We start from the raw sequence: 15,832 nt of genomic DNA, 5'->3' as shown, positions 1-15,832 counted from the left end.
AGGTTACGGGGCCCGGCGGCGCGGGGCGGCCGGAGCCGCTTCGTATGCTCGGGCCATGGACCGCACCCTGCTCCGCGCCGAGTTCCCCGTCCTGACGGACGTGGCGTACCTGAACGCCGGCACGTGCGGGCCGCTGCCGCGCGCGGCCGGCGCCGCGGCCGTCGGCCTGCTGCACCAGGCGGAGCAGCACGGGCGGTCGGCGGACCACTTCGGGGTGCTGATCGCGGCGCAGGACGGCCGGCGGCGTCGGCTGGCCGACCTCGTCGGCGCCGCGCGGCCCGAGGACGTGGCGCTGACGACCGCCACGACCGACGGCATCGTCCACGTCCTGCAGGGGCTCGAGTGGGCGCGCGGCGACGAGATCGTCGTCGCCGAGCACGAGCACCCGGGCCTGCTCGGCCCGCTGGCGGCGCTGATCCGCCAGCACGGCGTGCACGTGCGAACGGCGCCGCTCGAGCGGATCGTCGAGGCCGTCGGCCCGGAGACGAAGCTCGTCGCGTGCTCGCACGTGCGCTGGACCGACGGCCAGGTCGCCCCGGCGGCCCTCGCGGAGCTGCGTGGCCGCGTCCCGGTGCTGCTCGACGGCGCGCAGGGCCTCGGCGCCGTGCCGGTCGACGTGCAGGCGCTCGGCTGCGCCTTCTACGCCGGCCCCGGGCAGAAGTGGCTGTGCGGGCCGATCGGCACGGGGATGCTGTGGATCGACCCCGCGTGGCAGGACCGGGTCGCGGCGCGCGGCCCCGCGTACCTGAACCTGGAGGCGCCGGCCGAGGGGCTCGACGCCCGTCCGTGGCCGGACGCGCGCGCCCACGACGCGATCGCGACGTCGGCCGAGATCACGACGTCGGCGAACGCCGCCTTCGACGTGCTCGCCGAGGAGGGCTGGGACAGCCTGATGGCCGGCGCCGCCGACCTGGCCGAGGCGCTCGTCCGCCGGCTGGAGGCCGCGGGCCGGACGGTGGCCCCGCGCGGCCGCACGACGCTCGTCGCGTGGAGCGACCCCGAGCCGGCGGCCACGCGCGACCGGCTCGCGGCCGCCGGCGTCGTCGTCCGCGACCTGCCGGGCACCGACCTGCTGCGCGCGTCCGTCGGGGCGTGGAACGACGAGGGCGACCTGGAGCGGCTCGTGGCCGCCCTCGCGTAGGCGCGCGGGACTCAGCGCCGACGGTCGCGCCGGCGGGCGACCAGGCCGCCCAGGTCGCTCGAGAAGGCCGCCGCGAGCACGCACAGGATGGCGCCGGCCGCGAAGACGACGCCGATGCTCGCGTGGTTCTCGACCGCGCCGAGGAACGCGAAGACGGCGGCGAACGCGGCCAGGAAGAACGGGCGCGTCGTCTGGATGATGTCGGTCGTCGAGTGGGCGATCTCACGGACGTCGGTCTCGCGCAGCGCGCGGGCGGTGGCGCTCGCGGCCTGCGACACGCGGTCGGCGGCGATCTTCGCGCCCTCGGCGGTGCGCTCCTTCGCGCGCGTCCCGCGCCCCGGGCCCGCGGCCTCGGTGCCGCCGCCCACGCCGGCCGCTCCCGGGTTCGTCGGGCCCGGGTCCGCGGCGACGGGCCCCGTCGCGCGCGGGGCGCCGCCGGTGACCGCGGCGGCGTCGGGCCCGCCGCCGGGCGCCGCCGTCGTGTCCTCGGTCACCCGCCCGCCCGCGGGCACGTCGATGTCCTCGATGCCGGCCGCGTCGTCGTCGGCGGGGCCCGGCGCGGGCGGCGTGCCGGCCGCCGAGCCGCCGGCCGGCGGCGCCGCGGGCACCACGCGGGTGGGCTCCTCGTCCGGGGTCCCGGGCGCGTCGTCGGGGGTGGTCGGACGCTCGTCGGCCATGGCCGCAACGCTACCGGCGGACGCGGCGGGGGCCGCCGCCACCCGGCTCCCGCCGACCGCCGTTCCGCGTATCGTGCCCGCGGAATGCCGCGGCTGCGCACCATCCCCCGCTCGGCCTGGCTGGCGCTGCTGCTCGTCCTGCTCGTGGGCGGCGGCATCCGCGCGCACCAGGCCACGCACCCGCAGGAGGAGCTGTCGCAGGACGCGCGCTCCTACACCGCGATCGCGCAGAACCTGGCGAAGCACCACCTGTACAGCGGCCGCACCGACGGCGGGCCCGAGACGCGGAAGGCGCGGCAGCGGGCGCTCGAGAAGGCGCTCCACTGGCCGCCGTTCACGCCGAAGGTCTTCGCGCTCGCGTACGAGGTCTCCCCCGGGCAGCACCCGTGGGGCCGCGACGACCTGGACACGCTGCACTGGGCGCAGTTCGCGATCTCGACCGCGACGATCCTCGCGGCCTTCGCGCTCGGCTGGATCCTCACGGGCGCGTGGACGGGGGTCGCCGCAGCGGCCGTCGTAGCCCTCTACCCCCCGCTCGCGTGGGGCCCGAGCACGCTGCTCTCCGAGCCGCTGGGCGCGTTCTTCGTCGTCTCGGCGTTCACCGCGCTGGCGCTCGCGTGGCGCACCCGGGTGCTCGCGTGGTGGTGGTGCGCCGGGGCGCTCTTCGGGGCGGTCCTCCTCACCCGCACCGACCTGATGTTCGTGCCGGTCTTCTGCGCCCTCCTGGCGCTGGCGGTGATCGGCGCGACCGCCGGCTGGCGGCGCGGGGCGACCAGCGCGGCGCTGCTGCTCGCGGGGCTCGCGGTCGTCGTGCTGCCCTGGACGGCCTACGCCTCGCGGACCGCCGACGCGCTCGTGCCCGTCACGAACGGGGGCGGCTCGGCGCTGTTCGTCGGCACGTACCTGCCGGGCAACGGCTCGACGTTCGACATGAAGTTCGCGATGCGCGACGAGATCGTGCGCCGGCACCCGAAGTTCGCGGACCGCCCGTACACGAAGATCCCGGCCACGGTCGTGCTCGACGACGTCGCGGCCCGGCGGCCCGACCTGCCGCGCGACGAGGCGCTGTCGGCCGCGGCGAAGGAGAACCTGCGCCGGTACGCCCTCGGCCAGCCCGTCGCGTTCGCCGAGATGATGCTGTTCAAGGCCGGGAAGATGTGGTCGCGCTACGCCCGCGGCGGCCAGGACAAGACCCAGGCGCAGTGGGTGGCGGTCCACCTGGCGATCGTGCTGCTCGCCGGCTTCGGGCTGCTCTGGGGCACCGTCCGCCGCCGCGACCCCGTCCTGGCCAGCATCCTCCTCGCGCTCGCGATCGCGACGGGCGTCCACACGCTGGCGGTCGCGCACGGCCGCTACAACCTGCCGCTCATGCCGATCCTGATCGCGGGCGGCGCGGCCGGCTGGACGATGCTGCTGCGCGAGTGGCGGGCAGCGCGGGAGGCGCGGCGGGCCGTCCCGGCCGGCGCGTCGGCGCCGCCGCAGCGCACGGCCGCCTGAGCGGGGTTCGCGTCCGCCGGACGCGGCGGCGTCGAGCCGAGCCGATCGCGGCCCCCGGAACGCGACGCGCCCGCCGGAGACGACGGGCGCGGAAGAGGCACCGACCGGAATCGAACCGGTGTACACGGCTTTGCAGGCCGCTGCGTAGCCACTCCGCCACGGTGCCGGGGGCTCCGGCACTGTAGCGATTCCCGCCCCTCCCGCGCCGTCCCGGCGGCCGCCGAGCGGCGCCGCGCACCCGGGACGCGCCTCCGGAAAGCCGCTGCTATTCTCCTCAACCGCAGCGCGCGATTAGCTCAGTTGGTTAGAGCGCACGCTTGACATGCGTGAGGTCACAAGTTCGAGTCTTGTATCGCGCACCTCGCAGGAAAGGCCCGCACACGCGGGCCTTTCTCGTTCCCGGGGTTCGGGCGGTCGCCCGGGCCGCGGACGGGGCGGGCGAACGGCCCGCGCCCGGCGCCCCGCGCCCGTAGGCTGCGCGGCATGGTCCTGCCGCCCGTCCGCCCGCTGCGCCGGTCCGACCGCGAGGCGTGGCTCGCCCTGTACCGCGGCTACGCCGCCTTCTACGGCCGCGACGACGTCGCCGGGCGGCTCGACGCCACGTGGGAGCGCGTCGCGGACGGCCGGGACGGCATCGAGGCGCTCGTGGCCGTCGACGCGGACGACCGGCCCGTCGGTCTCGCGCACGTCCGCGAGTTCGCCCGTCCGCTCGACGGCACGACGGGGCTGTACCTGGACGACCTGTTCGTCGCCGAGGCCGCCCGCGGCGCCGGCGCCGGGCGCGCGCTGCTCGAGCACCTGCGGGCCGCGGCGGCACGACGGGGGCTGTCCGTGGTCCGCTGGATCACCGCGGAGGACAACGCCGCCGCCCGGCGCACCTACGACCGCGTCGCCGCCGCGACGTCGTGGGTGACGTACGACCTGGCGCCGGATCCGCGTCCGGACGACGACGCCTCCGCCCGATGAGCGGCCTGGCGGCGGAGGCCACGCGGCGGACGCGCACCGTCGCGATCGTCGCGGCGTCCGCCGCCGTGCTGCTGCTGGCCGTCGCCGCGGTCTGCCTGCTCGGGCTGCACGCCGCCTGCACCACCGCGGTGCCGCCGCCGCTCGACGGCGCCCCGGCCCCGGGCACGCCCCGCGCCGCGTACTGCGCCGCCGCGGACACGCCGGGGACCCGCGGCGCCGTCGGCGTCCTCTGCCTCCTCGCGGCCGCGGCGACCGGGCTCGCGTGGCCGCGGCGCCGCGGCCTGGCGCTCCTGGGCCCGGCGGTGACCGCCGCGGTCCTGCTCGCGGGGCTGCTCGTCGCCGGCGAGCTCGAGGCCGGCGTGACGGTGTGAGCGCCGGTCCCCCAGTCGGTCGACGCATGCGGGGACCCCGCGGCTCTGCGACGGTGCCTGCGTTCACCGACGGCGCCCGGCCCCGGGCCGCCGCGCCGTCCGCCACCGGAGGTTCCCTCGTGCCCCTGTCCCCCACCGTCCGCACCGGCCTGACCGCGCTCGCCCTCGCCGGCGCGGGCCTCGTCGCCGCCGGACCCGCGTCCGCCGCGCCGACGCCGCGCGCCACGCTCTCCGTCGTCACGTGCGACCCGGACGTCTTCAGCGTCCAGTCGCCGAACGCCCTCTCGGCCATGACGTCCGTCACGAGCGTGCGCGGGCTGAGCTGCAAGGGCGCGCTGGGCGTCGTGCGCCGGAACGCCGCGAAGGCCGGCAAGACCCCCTACGCGCGCGGCGGCGCCTTCCGCCTGGGCGCGTACCGCTGCGTCAACCTGCTGCACGAGGGCGAGCTGTACCGGGCCCGCTGCACGCGCGGCACGCACGCCTTCCGCATCGAGTACGGCTCCTAGCCGTCGCGCCGCCGCCCGAGCGGGTAGAACGCGGAGCATGGCCACCGCCGATCTGACCGTCCTCGGGCTCGGCCGCGCCGAAGCGAGCGCGAGCGCGTACGTCGCCGAGATCCAGCGCCGGCTCGCCGCGCAGGACCGGGTGCGCTACCGGATGCACGCGATGGGCACGTCGCTCGAGGGCGCGACGGCGGACATCCTCGCCGTCGTCGCCGAGCTGCACCGCGTCCCGCTCGACCTCGGCCTGCCGCGCGCCTACTCCGTGCTGAAGCTCGACGAGCGCACGGACAAGCCGGGGCAGACGCTCGACGACAAGGTCGCGAGCGTCCGCGCGCTCCTCGAGTCCGAGGACGGGTACGGGGCGGAGGTGCCCTCCCCCGCCCGTCCCGACCATCCCGACGCCGACGACGGCGGGGCCGGCCACGCCGACGGCGCGTTCGGGGGCCACGACCACCCCGCGCCCGCCGAGCCGCCGACGGTGGCCGAGGCGCAGGCCCTCGACGCCCCGGCCGGCGACCTGCGGGCCGGGGACGAGTACGTCGGCGGGGTGGTTCGCGCCACCCGGCTCGGCGTCGTCGTCGCCCGGGACGCCGGCGCGTCGGCCTTCGTGCCCGTCGACGACCTGCACGGCGAGCCGCCGTCCGTCGGCGCGACGCTGGCCGTCCGCGTCGTCGGCGTCGACGCGCGCGGGCACGCCCGCGCGGCGCCCACCGGGTAGCGCCGGCGTCCCGGTCGGCGGACGGCGCCGCGGCCCGACCGGCGAGGCGCGCGCCGCGCGGCGGACGGCCGCCCCAGTTCGGGCGTCGTCGGCCTCAGACCGCGCTGGGCGCGGTGCGCACGTCCAGCTCGCTCGCGGACGGGATGCCGTGCAGCCCCGTCGCGGCACGCACGGCGTTGCGGATCGCCTCGCTCGTCACGACCGCAGCGGCCGCCTCGAGCGCGAGGGCCGAGCGCACCTCGACCTTCCCCGTCGCGACCGCGAAGGCGGTGTCGCCGTCCAGGCCCGTCGCGCAGGGCGAGATCGCGTGGGCGATGCCGTTGTGGCCCGCCTGCGCCAGGCGCCAGGTCTCGCGCTTGGGCAGCTTCGCGTCCGTCGCGACGACGACGAGCGTCGTGGCGCGGCCCCAGTCCAGCTCGGGCTCCGGATCGTTCATCAGCGTGTCGGCGACGCCGACGAACTCCCCGCCGCGGCGCAGGCCGGCGAGCACCCGCCCGTCCTCCCCCATGACGTCGCCGACCGGGTTCACCGCGGCCCACACCGCGATCGTCGGGCCCTGCGCCGTCTTGCGCCAGGCGCGGCCGAACCCGCCCTTCGTCGCCGAGCGCGAGTCGATCGCCGAGCCCGCCAGCACGCCGGTGCCGACGCCGACGGTGCCGACCTCCTCCTGCCCGGCCGGCACGGCGTTCGCGATGGCGTGCTCGGCGGACGCCGCGGTCGGCCAGGCGTACGACCCCATGTGGATGTCGTAGACGACGGCGGCGGGGACCATCGGCACGGGACCGTCCGGCGTGGGGACGCCGAGCCCCTCGCGCGCCAGGGCGACGGGCACGTGCGCCGCGGCCTCCAGGCCGAAGATCGTCCCGCCGGTCAGGACGATCGCGTCGGCGTGGTCCGCGACCCCCTGCGGCTCGTAGACCGGGATGTTGAGCGTGCCGGTGGACTGGCCGCGGGCCTCGGCGGCCGTCATGTTGCCGTCGGGCAGCAGGAAGACCGTCATGCCGGTGGCGGCCTCCGTGTCGGTCCAGTGGCCGATGCGGATGCCGTCGATGAGGGAGGTCATGTGCTGGTGGGTCCTTTTCAGATCTCGCTCGCGCGCTGCAGCGCGCGGGTGTACTCGTGGTCCGACGGCGCGTAGAACGCGTCGGCGCTGCCCTCGTCGACGATCCGCCCGTGCCGCATCACGACGATGCGGTCGGCGGCGTAGCGGGTGGCGGCCAGGTCGTGGGAGATGAAGAGCGCGGCGAACCCGTGCTCCTCTTGCAGGCGGCGCAGCAGGTTGAGGATCTGCGCCTGGACGGAGACGTCGAGCGCGCTCACGGCCTCGTCGAGCAGGACGAAGCGCGGCTCGGTGATGAGCGCGCGGGCGATGCTGGCCCGCTGCCGCTGGCCGCCCGACAGCTCGGACGGCAGCCGGTCCGCGAACGCGGGGTCCAGGCCGACGTCGTCCAGCAGCGCCTCGACGCGCGCCCGGCGCTCGGCCCGCGTGCCGCGGCCGGCGACGGCGAGCGGCTCGGCGACCGACGTGCCGACGGTGAGGCGCGGGTTGAGCGACCACTGCGGGTGCTGCAGGACGACGGAGAACGCGCCGCGCTGCGCCCGGCGGTCGAGCGGACGGCCGTCGAAGCGCACCACGCCGCCCTGCGGGCGCAGCAGGCCCAGGCAGAGCTTGCCGATGGTCGACTTGCCCGAGCCGGACTCGCCGACCAGGCCGACGGTCTCGCCCCGGCCGGCCGCGAGCGACACGCCGTGCAGGGCGGGGACGCGCCGGCGCGCCCACGCGGGGCCGGAGACGTAGCCGAACTCGACCTCGTCGAGCTCGAGGACGGGCGGGGCGCTCATGCGGGCTCTCCGGCGGCGACGGGGATCGGGGCGTCGGCGGCGACGTGGCAGAGGACCTCGTGGCCCGCCTCGGCCCCGCGGGCGCGGGCCGGCTGCGGCCGCTCGGCCGTGCAGGCCGCGACCTGGACGGGGCACCGCGGCGCGAACGCGCAGCCCGGGTACGGCCCGCGCAGGACGGGCGGCCGGCCCGGGATGGGGCGCAGCGTCTCGCCCGGCCGCTCGGCGCCGGGGGCGGCGTCGAGCAGCGCCCGGGTGTACGGGTGCGCGGGCGCGACGAACAGCTCGTCCGCCGGGGCGGTCTCGACGACGCGACCGCCGTAGACGACGGCCACCCGGGTGCAGAACCGCCGCACGGCCCGCAGGTCGTGGCTCATCAGCACGAGCGCGGCGCCCGTCTCGCGGACGACGCCCACGAGCAGCTCGAGGATCTCGGTCCGCACGGACGCGTCGAGCGACGCGGTGGGCTCGTCGGCGATCACGGCCCGCGGGGCGTTCGCCAGCGCCAGGGCGATCGACACGCGCTGCGCCATGCCGCCCGAGAGCTGGTGCGGGTAGGCGCGCATGACGCGCGCGGGATCCGGCAGGCGGACGTGCGCCAGCCGCTCGGCGATCTCGTCGTGCGCGGCGTCGCGGCCGAGCGCCCAGCGCATCTGGCGGCCGATCCGCGCGGTCGGGTCGAGGGTGCCGATCGGGTCCTGGAAGACGAAGCCGAGCTGCTCGCGCCGCAGCGCGCGCAGCCCCGCGTCGTCCAGGCCGGACAGCGGCACGTCGCCGACGCGGACCTCGCCCGCGACGACCCCGGCGTTGCGGGGCAGCAGCCGCCCCATCGCCGCGCCGACGGTGCTCTTGCCCGATCCGGACTCCCCCACCACGCCGACGATCTCGCCCGGCGCCACGTCGAGGCTGGCGCCGTCGAGCGCGCGGACCGGGCCGCGGCGGGTGCGGTACTCCACGACGAGGTCGCGGGCCTGCAGGAACGCCATCAGGACTCCCCCTGGTCGAGCGGGTCGGCCTGGCGCCGCAGCGCGTCGCCGACGAGGTTGAACGCCAGCACCGCGAGCCCGAGCACGAAGCCGGGGACGAGGGCGTAGGCGGGATCCACGGTCAGGTACAGGCGGCCCGAGCCGACGAGCGAGCCGAGCGACGCCGCCGGCGCCTGGACGCCGAGGCCGAGGAAGCTCATGCCGCCCTCGACGAGCATGCCGAGCGACATCGCGTAGGCCACCTGCCCGATGACGACGTCGCGCACGTTCGGCAGCAGGTGGACGACGAGGATGCGGGCCCGGGACGCGCCGGCCACCTCGGCGGCCACGACGAAGTCGCGCTCGACGAGCGGCAGCGCCGCGGAGCGCACCACGCGCACCATCGTCGGCAGCGTCACCGCGAGGACCGCGGCCATCGCGGCGGGTCGGCCGGGGCCGGCCGCGACGCTGACGAGGATGGAGACGAGGAAGACCGGGAAGGCGAAGACGACGTCGGTCAGGCGGACGATGAGCTCGTCCGTCCGCCGGCCGGCGAGCGCGGCGAAGCACCCCAGCAGCACCCCGACGACGGCCGCGACCGCCACGACGACGCTCGAGATCAGGATCGTCTCGCGGATGCCCTCCGTGACGCGGGGCAGCAGCGAGCGGCCGAGCTCGTCGGTGCCCAGCAGGTACTCGCCGCCGGGCGGCAGCAGGCGCGGGCCGACGGACTCCGTGGCGGAGCCGATCGGCAGCAGCGGCCCGAGCAGGCCGGCGGTCAGCAGCAGGACGAGGAGCGCCAGGCCGAAGCGGCCGAGCGGGTCGCCGCGGAAGGGCAGGCGGACGCGGCGGCGCGCGGGCGCGGTCGGGGCGGGGACGGCGGCGGGGACGCTCATGCGCCGGCCCTCGCGCCGATGCGCGGATCGATGACGCCGTAGAGCAGGTCGACGAGCATGTTGATCAGGACGAACGCGAGCGCAGAGGCGAGCACCGCGCCCTGGACGACGGGGTAGTCGCGGTGCCCGGCGGCCTCGACGACGTAGCGGCCGATGCCGTCGAGCGAGAAGAGCACCTCGGCGATCACCGCCCCGCCGAGCAGGTAGCCCAGGTAGACCGCGAAGACGGTCAGGACGGGGACGGAGGCGTTGCGGAGCACGTGCCGGCGGACGATCTGGCCGCGGGTGGCGCCGCGGGCGGTGGCCGCGTGGACGTACGGCTGCTCCAGCGCCTCGGCGACGGCCCCGCGGGTGGTCGTCATGACGAAGCCCATGCCGAGGATCGCCACGGTCAGCGCCGCGGGCAGCGCGCCCTGCAGGTTGGCCAGGGGATCGGCGGTCAGCGGCGTCCAGGTGCCGACGGTGAACGGCACCTCGTACGTCGAGATGAGCCAGACGAGGACGGCGCCGACGAGGATGTCCGGGGCGCTCAGCAGCACGGAGTTGCCGACGCGGACCAGGCCGAGCCGGCGCCGCGAGCGGGCCATCCCGCCGAGCAGCCCGAGCGGGACGCCGACGAGCAGCGCGAGCGCCCCGCCGAGGACGGCCAGCTCGGCCGTCACCGCCGCGCGGGACCCGAGCTCGGAGAGCACGGGGTCGCCGCTCGTCAGCGACGTGCCGAGGTCGCCGGTGGCCGCGGACCCGATCCAGCGGCCGAACTGCACGATCGCCGGATCCTCCAGGCCGTACTTCGCGGTCATGGCGGCGCGCGCCTCGGGGCTGGCCTGAGGCCCGAGCAGCGTGTCGGCGTACGAGCCGGGGATCGCCCGCATCGCCGCGAAGACGACGACGGCGATGATCACGAGCGTCAGGAGCGCGACGGCCAGGCGGCCCGCCGCGAAGCGCGCGAAGCCCATGGCTCAGGCCTGCGCCAGCGCGTACTCGTTCACGTGGCGGAGGGGGTCGATGTTGCCGTCGCGGCCGTCGACCTCGACCGCGACCTTGTCCTCGCGCCAGGCGATCGTCGCCGGCTTCGTGGTGAGCGTGATCGTGTTCGCCTGCTCGTCGATCGCGGCGGACGCCTTGCGCAGCGCGTCCCGCTCCTGCGCCTCGTCCTCGGCGCTCTGGGCGGCGACGATGAGCTTCGTCAGCTCGGGGTCGTCGAGCTGGAAGCCGAAGGGGCTGACCTTCGTGTTCCACAGGTTGAGCGCCTGCCCGGGGCCGACGTAGGCGGCGTACCACGAGACGGTCGCGTCGAACTTCGGCGGGTCCTGGGTGTAGACGCGGTCCAGCCAGACGCCCTCCTCCAGGTCGCCGAGCTTCACGCGCACCCCGACGTCCTGCAGGTTCTGCTGGAGCACCTGGGCGATCCGGCCGAACGCCTCGCCGGGGTAGACGATCTCGAACGAGAGGTCGGTGACCCCGGCCTCGGCGAGCAGCGCCTTCGCGCGGGCGACGTCGTGGCCGAGGGTCGGCGCCGGCGCGTCGCCGAACGTCGCCGAGACCGCGCCCGTCGGCTTGCCGGTGCCGGCGAGCGCGATCTCGCGGATGCGGTCCCGGTCGATCGCGTGGGCGACGGCCCGCCGCACCCGCTCGTCGGCGAACGGCGACCGGGGGTCGGTCGCGTTGAGGATCAGGACGTAGAAGTCGGTCCGCTCCTGGACCTTGACCGCGGTGTTCGGCACGCCCGCGAGCAGCTTCTGCGCGTCAGGCACGTCGAACGTCGTCACGTCGATCGACCCGTCCCGCAGCGCCGCGATGCGGGCGTTGTCGTCGGGCATGATCCGGATGTCGAGCCGGTCGGCGACGGGCGGCTGCCAGGCGTGCGGGTTGCGCACCATCGTCCACGCGCTGCCCGCCTTGTGCCGCTGCACCATGAAGGGGCCGGTGCCGAGCATCTTCTTCGTCAGGTCGAGGCGGCCGGCCGCGACCTCCTTCATCGGCAGGATCACCGCGTAGGCCGACGCGATCGCCGACAGGAACGTCGAGCTGGGCGCGGGCAGCACGAACCGCACCGTGCGGGCGTCGACCTTCGTCACCTTCGCGTCCGTGCTGACGAAGGACGCGAGCGACGAGCCGGCCTTCGGGTCCAGGTAGTGCGCGAACGTCGCGACGACGTCGTCGGCGGTCAGCGCGCGGCCGTTGGAGAACTTCACGCCCTGACGCAGCGTGAACTCGTACGTCGTCGGGCTCTTCTCCTCCCACCGCTCGGCCAGGCTCGGCACGAGCTGCAGGTCGCCGTCGGTGCCCAGGAGCGAGTCGTAGACGATCTGGAAGAGCTCCATCGAGCTGCCGACCGCGCCGGCGGTCGGGTCGAGCAGCGTCGCCTCGGCCGCCTTGCCCCACGTGATCGTGCCGCCACGGGCGGTGGTGATCTTCGTGCCGGCGGTGGCGGCGGCGTTCTCGCGCTGGCCGCACGCGGTCAGCACGCCGGGGACGGCGAGGGCCGCGCCGCCGACGAGGAAGCGGCGGAGCACCGTGCGGCGCGAGATCCCGGAGGGTGTGTCGGTGTGGTCGTGCATGGTCTGCGTCCTTGGGCGGGCAGGGGTGGTCGGCCGCGCCGGGCGGCGCGGATGGGCGCGGCGGACCGCGCGGGCGGGGCGGGGCCGCACCGCGGGCGGTGCGGGCCGAGGACGGTCGCGCGGCGGGGCCGCGGGGCCGAGAGGAGGGCGGGGCGCGCGGCGGCGGCCGGCGCGGGGCGGTCAGAGCTCCTTGACGTACGCCTCCTCGATCCACGCGTCGATGTCGGCGGAGGTGCCGTAGGGGGCACCCTTCTCGATCTCCTGCATCGAGAAGATGCCCAGGCCGCGGGTGGTGTGGTCGGCGAGCGCCTGCCACTGCGGATCCCACAGGCCGGAGCGGATGAGGGCCTTCCCGCAGTGCAGGTAGACCTCGGTCACGTCCACGACGAGCGCGAGCTTCGGCCGGCGTCCGCCGACGGTGAAGCGGTCCCGCAGGCCGGGGTCGTCCGTGACGTACCCCGTCCCGTTGATGCGCAGCGTCTCGCGCAGGCCCGGGACGAAGAAGAGGGTGCCGATGCCCGGGTTCTCGAGCAGGTTGCGGAACGACTGCACCAGGTTGTTGCCGGTGCGGTCGGGCATCGCGATCGTGCGCTCGTCGAGGACCTTGACGAAGCCGGGGCCGTCGCCGCGCGGGCTGCAGTCGGCGCGGCCGTGGGCGTCGGCGGTGGCCAGGCAGACGAACGGCGCGTGCGCGACGAAGCGCCGGGCGGTCTCGCCGATCGTCGGCACGACCTTCGCCTCGGTGCTGGGCTCGGGGTGGCCGAGCGCCGCGCGGATGTCGTCCAGGTCCAGCCGGCGGAAGCGGGGCGCGGGCTCAGGCATCGAGCACGATCCTCTCCCCGCGGGCGCGGGAGACGCACGGCATCATCACGGCGTTCGCGTCGCGCTGGGCGGTCGTGAGGATGTCGTCGCGGTGGTCCGGCTCGCCCTCGAGCACGCCCGTCTGACAGGCGCCGCACACGCCGGAGCGGCAGCTCGACGTCATGCGGACGCCGGCGCGCAGCAGGCCGTCGAGCAGGCTCTCGTCCTCGCCGACCAGCACCTCCACGCCGCTGCGGGCGGCGAGGACGGTGACGGGCCGGTCGGGCGCGTGCGCGTGGACCGTCGGGGCGAAGCGCTCGAAGTGGACCGCGTCCTCGGGCCAGCCGTGCTCGGCGGCGGTCGTCCGCACGGCGTTCAGCAGCGCCTCGGGGCCGCAGCAGTGCACGCGGGCGCCGGGCCGGCGGTCGGCGAGCAGCCCGTCGAGGGGCATCCGGCCGCGCTCGTCCTCGGGCCACAGGTGCACGCGCTCCCCGTGCTCGGCGCGCAGCGCGTCGGCGTAGGCCATCGTGCGCCGGCTGCGGCCGCCGTAGTGCAGCGTCCACGCCTCGCCGCGCGCCGTCGCCTCGCGGGCCATCGCCAGGAGCGGCGTGATGCCGATGCCGCCGGCGATCAGCAGGTGCTCGGGCGCCGGCTCGAGCGGGAAGTGGTTGCGCGGCGCGCTCACCGCGATCCGCTGGCCGGGCCGCAGGAACAGGTGCACGTACTCCGAGCCGCCGCGGCTCGTCGGCTGCTGCAGGACGGTCACGGTGTAGGACGTGCGGTCCTCGGGGTCGCCCATGAGCGAGTACTGCCGCGTGATGCCGACGGGCAGGATCACGTCGACGTGCGCGCCGGCGGCCCACGCCGGCAGCGGCGCGCGGTCGGGCCGCTGCAGGCGCACGGCGACGACGCCGTCCGCCTGGAGCGTGAGCTGCGTCGTGACGACGTCGATGGGGCTGTCGGGCTGCGGCTGGTCCATGCGGGGTCCGGTCCACGGGACGGCGTCGTGTGACGGCGCTCCACGTTTTTCGTACGGCGCAGCAAACCAGCGGTCCGACCGTACGTCAAGCCGACTTGCGAAAACCCCTTCAAGTTCGGACATTCGGCGCACTGCGGACACCGTTTGGTCTGAATCTCGTACAGCTCGAGAAAAATTCGGCTCGCGATCGAGGGCGCGCGTCCCTAGGATGCGCAGGACCATGGCCCGTCCGTCCCGCATCCAGACGCAGCGTCGACAGCAGATCGTCGAGGCTGCGCGGCGCTCGATCGTCGAGCACGGCCTGGAGAACGTCGGCGTCCGGGACATCGCGCAGCAGGCCGGCCTCTCCCCCGGCTCGATCACGTACTACTTCCCGGCCCTCGACGACCTGCTCCAGCAGGTGCAGGACGAGGCGACGGCCCGCTTCTCGACCGAGCGCTGGAAGCTCGTCGAGCGGCTCGACGACCCGGCCGAGCGCCTCGTGCGGATCATCGAGTACGGGATCGCCGAGTCCCCCGACGACGAGCTCTACGCGCTGCTCTACGAGTTCACGGGCCTGGCCCGCCGCAACCCGACGTACCGGCGGATGTGGAAGCTGCAGTACGACCGCCACGTCCCCCTGTACGAGTCGGTGCTCGCCACGGGCGCCGGCCTGGGGGTCTTCACCCTCGCGCGGCCGGCGGCCACGATCGCCCACCACCTGGTCGGGCTGGAGGACTCGTTCGCCTTCCACGTCCTGACCGGGGTCAGCTTCGACCGCGAGGAGGCGATCGGGCTGATGCTCGACTACGCGAGCGTCGCGACGGGCTGCGACCTGGCGGCGGTGCGCGCATGAGCATCCCCGTCTTCGCGTCCGCCGAGCACGATCCCCACGCCCGCGGCCGGGCGCTCGGCGCCGCGTTCGCCGGGCCGCTCGCCCGGCAGTGGGCGGGCTACGAGGAGCTGTTCCTCGCGTCCGGCGCCACGCCCGCGACGATCCGCCAGGTCGGCGGCGAGGCGCTGGAGCGCACGCAGGCGTGGGCGCCCGCGCTGGCCGCCGAGATCGGCGGCGTGGCCGACGGCAGCGGCCTGGCGGCGTGGCAGCTGGGCGCGCTGAACGGGCGCACCGAGGTGCTCGCCGCCGTCGGGGCCGCGAGCCGGGCGGAGTGCTCGACGTTCGTCGCGCTCGGCGGGACGGGTACGGCGCCGCGGACGATCCAGACGTGGGACTGGCACGACCACCTGGCGGACGGGCTGCTGGCGGCCCGCATCGAGCCGCGGCCCGGTCACCGGGTGCGCCTCTTCACCGAGCTGGGCATCGTCGGCAAGATCGGCGTCAGCTCGGCCGGGCTGGGCCTGCACTTCAACATCCTGGGCCACGCGGCCGACGGCGGCGAGACGGGGGTGCCGGTGCACGTGGTGGCGCGGCGGATCCTCGACGAGGCCACGACGCTCGACGAGGCCGAGGCGATCGCCCGCTCCGCCGCCGTCTCGGCGTCGACGATCCTGACCGTCGTGACGTTCGACGGCACCCGCGGCGCCGTGCGGGGGCTCGAGCTCTCCCCCGCCGGCCTGGCGGTGCTGGGCCCGGACGACGACGGCGTGCTCGTCCACACCAACCACTTCCTCGACCCCGAGCTGGCGCGCGGCGAGCGGCACGCGCCGACCGATCCCGGCAGCCTCGGGCGCCTGGACGAGCTGCGGCTGCGCGCCGACGCGCTGCGGGCGGCGGACGACCTGACGGCCCGGGCGACGGCGATGCTCGACCACCGCGACGCGAGCCCGCTGTGCTGCCACCCCGATCCCGGGGCGCCGCGCGGCGAACGCTGGCAGACGCTCGTGACCGCGTCGCTGGACCTGGCGGCCGGCGAGCTGGTGCTGCAGGAGGGCGGGCCGTGCGCGGCCGCCGAGCGGTCCGCCGCGCCGATCGCGGTCTGAG

17 protein-coding genes and 2 tRNA genes are annotated in these 15,832 nt (G+C 76.2%); 9 read left to right on the top strand and 10 right to left on the bottom strand.

Going from position 1 to position 15,832, the window contains the following annotated elements; translation table 11 throughout:
• Positions 1 to 55 precede the first annotated feature (55 nt).
• On the top strand, positions 56 to 1,141 hold the full coding sequence (locus J3P29_RS09030; protein WP_210492785.1) for an aminotransferase class V-fold PLP-dependent enzyme: 1,086 nt from the start codon (positions 56 to 58) through the stop codon (positions 1,139 to 1,141).
• 11 nt (positions 1,142 to 1,152) lie between these two features.
• Here the strand turns inward: J3P29_RS09030 and J3P29_RS09025 are convergent, their stop codons facing one another.
• The gene (locus J3P29_RS09025) at positions 1,153 to 1,818 is read right to left on the bottom strand and encodes a hypothetical protein (protein ID WP_210492783.1); all 666 of its coding nucleotides are present in this window, start codon (positions 1,816 to 1,818) and stop codon (positions 1,153 to 1,155) included.
• A gap of 84 nt (positions 1,819 to 1,902) precedes the next feature.
• Here J3P29_RS09025 and J3P29_RS09020 point away from each other — a divergent pair, with 84 nt between their 5' ends.
• On the top strand, positions 1,903 to 3,315 hold the full coding sequence (locus tag J3P29_RS09020; RefSeq protein WP_210492780.1) for a hypothetical protein: 1,413 nt from the start codon (positions 1,903 to 1,905) through the stop codon (positions 3,313 to 3,315).
• Between the two features lie 95 nt (positions 3,316 to 3,410).
• Here J3P29_RS09020 and J3P29_RS09015 read toward each other — a convergent pair.
• Positions 3,411 to 3,481, bottom strand: a tRNA-Cys gene (locus J3P29_RS09015).
• Between the two features lie 119 nt (positions 3,482 to 3,600).
• Here J3P29_RS09015 and J3P29_RS09010 point away from each other — a divergent pair.
• The 5 genes from J3P29_RS09010 (at position 3,601) to J3P29_RS19810 (ending at position 5,873) form a co-directional block, all read left to right on the top strand.
• Positions 3,601 to 3,674: transfer RNA gene (locus J3P29_RS09010), tRNA-Val, on the top strand.
• A 124-nt stretch (positions 3,675 to 3,798) separates the two neighbouring features.
• Positions 3,799 to 4,281, top strand: coding sequence for a GNAT family N-acetyltransferase (locus J3P29_RS09005; protein ID WP_210492778.1), 483 nt, complete (start codon positions 3,799 to 3,801; stop codon positions 4,279 to 4,281).
• Positions 4,278 to 4,652: a hypothetical protein gene (locus J3P29_RS09000; protein WP_210492777.1), complete on the top strand. Its 375-nt coding sequence runs from the start codon at positions 4,278 to 4,280 to the stop codon at positions 4,650 to 4,652. Before J3P29_RS09005 ends, J3P29_RS09000 begins: the two co-directional genes overlap by 4 nt.
• Before the next feature lie 119 nt (positions 4,653 to 4,771).
• Positions 4,772 to 5,158: a hypothetical protein gene (locus J3P29_RS08995; protein WP_210492774.1), complete on the top strand. Its 387-nt coding sequence runs from the start codon at positions 4,772 to 4,774 to the stop codon at positions 5,156 to 5,158.
• A 37-nt stretch (positions 5,159 to 5,195) separates the two neighbouring features.
• Positions 5,196 to 5,873, top strand: coding sequence for an MTH1187 family thiamine-binding protein (locus J3P29_RS19810; protein WP_246851449.1), 678 nt, complete (start codon positions 5,196 to 5,198; stop codon positions 5,871 to 5,873).
• Positions 5,874 to 5,967: 94 nt separating this feature from the next.
• Here the strand turns inward: J3P29_RS19810 and J3P29_RS08985 are convergent, their stop codons facing one another.
• From J3P29_RS08985 to J3P29_RS08950, 8 genes are all read right to left on the bottom strand, one after another.
• Complete coding sequence (locus J3P29_RS08985; RefSeq protein WP_210492772.1) at positions 5,968 to 6,936, bottom strand: P1 family peptidase; 969 nt, start codon at positions 6,934 to 6,936, stop codon at positions 5,968 to 5,970.
• Positions 6,937 to 6,953: 17 nt separating this feature from the next.
• Positions 6,954 to 7,715 (bottom strand): ATP-binding cassette domain-containing protein, encoded by a 762-nt coding sequence (locus tag J3P29_RS08980; protein WP_210492771.1) that lies wholly within the window; start codon positions 7,713 to 7,715, stop codon positions 6,954 to 6,956.
• Complete coding sequence (locus J3P29_RS08975) at positions 7,712 to 8,698, bottom strand: ABC transporter ATP-binding protein (protein WP_210492770.1); 987 nt, start codon at positions 8,696 to 8,698, stop codon at positions 7,712 to 7,714. The genes J3P29_RS08980 and J3P29_RS08975 overlap by 4 nt, the downstream gene beginning before the upstream one ends.
• The gene (locus J3P29_RS08970) at positions 8,698 to 9,573 is read right to left on the bottom strand and encodes an ABC transporter permease (protein WP_210492769.1); all 876 of its coding nucleotides are present in this window, start codon (positions 9,571 to 9,573) and stop codon (positions 8,698 to 8,700) included. Before J3P29_RS08970 ends, J3P29_RS08975 begins: the two co-directional genes overlap by 1 nt.
• On the bottom strand, positions 9,570 to 10,529 hold the full coding sequence (locus J3P29_RS08965; protein ID WP_210492767.1) for an ABC transporter permease: 960 nt from the start codon (positions 10,527 to 10,529) through the stop codon (positions 9,570 to 9,572). The genes J3P29_RS08970 and J3P29_RS08965 overlap by 4 nt, the downstream gene beginning before the upstream one ends.
• A 3-nt stretch (positions 10,530 to 10,532) precedes the next feature.
• Entirely contained in the window at positions 10,533 to 12,134 is a 1,602-nt protein-coding gene (locus tag J3P29_RS08960) for an ABC transporter substrate-binding protein (RefSeq protein WP_210492766.1), read from the bottom strand.
• A 180-nt stretch (positions 12,135 to 12,314) separates the two neighbouring features.
• On the bottom strand, positions 12,315 to 12,956 hold the full coding sequence (locus J3P29_RS08955; protein WP_210492765.1) for an MSMEG_1061 family FMN-dependent PPOX-type flavoprotein: 642 nt from the start codon (positions 12,954 to 12,956) through the stop codon (positions 12,315 to 12,317).
• Positions 12,949 to 13,914 carry a PDR/VanB family oxidoreductase gene (locus tag J3P29_RS08950; protein WP_210492764.1) on the bottom strand — a complete coding sequence of 322 codons (966 nt, stop codon included), beginning with the start codon at positions 13,912 to 13,914 and terminating at the stop codon, positions 12,949 to 12,951. Before J3P29_RS08950 ends, J3P29_RS08955 begins: the two co-directional genes overlap by 8 nt.
• A gap of 220 nt (positions 13,915 to 14,134) precedes the next feature.
• On the opposite strand from J3P29_RS08950, the gene J3P29_RS08945 reads away from it, so the two are divergent.
• Together J3P29_RS08945 and J3P29_RS08940 are read left to right on the top strand one after the other, a co-directional pair.
• Positions 14,135 to 14,749, top strand: coding sequence for a TetR family transcriptional regulator (locus J3P29_RS08945; RefSeq protein ID WP_210492763.1), 615 nt, complete (start codon positions 14,135 to 14,137; stop codon positions 14,747 to 14,749).
• Positions 14,746 to 15,831: a C45 family peptidase gene (locus J3P29_RS08940; RefSeq protein ID WP_210492761.1), complete on the top strand. Its 1,086-nt coding sequence runs from the start codon at positions 14,746 to 14,748 to the stop codon at positions 15,829 to 15,831. The genes J3P29_RS08945 and J3P29_RS08940 overlap by 4 nt, the downstream gene beginning before the upstream one ends.
• Position 15,832: the final 1 nt, after the last annotated feature.

The organism is Patulibacter sp. SYSU D01012 (assembly GCF_017916475.1).
Lineage (GTDB): Bacteria > Actinomycetota > Thermoleophilia > Solirubrobacterales > Solirubrobacteraceae > Patulibacter.
The sequence above is the reverse complement of the archived record's forward strand: the minus strand, read 5'-3'. Positions and strand labels throughout refer to the sequence as shown.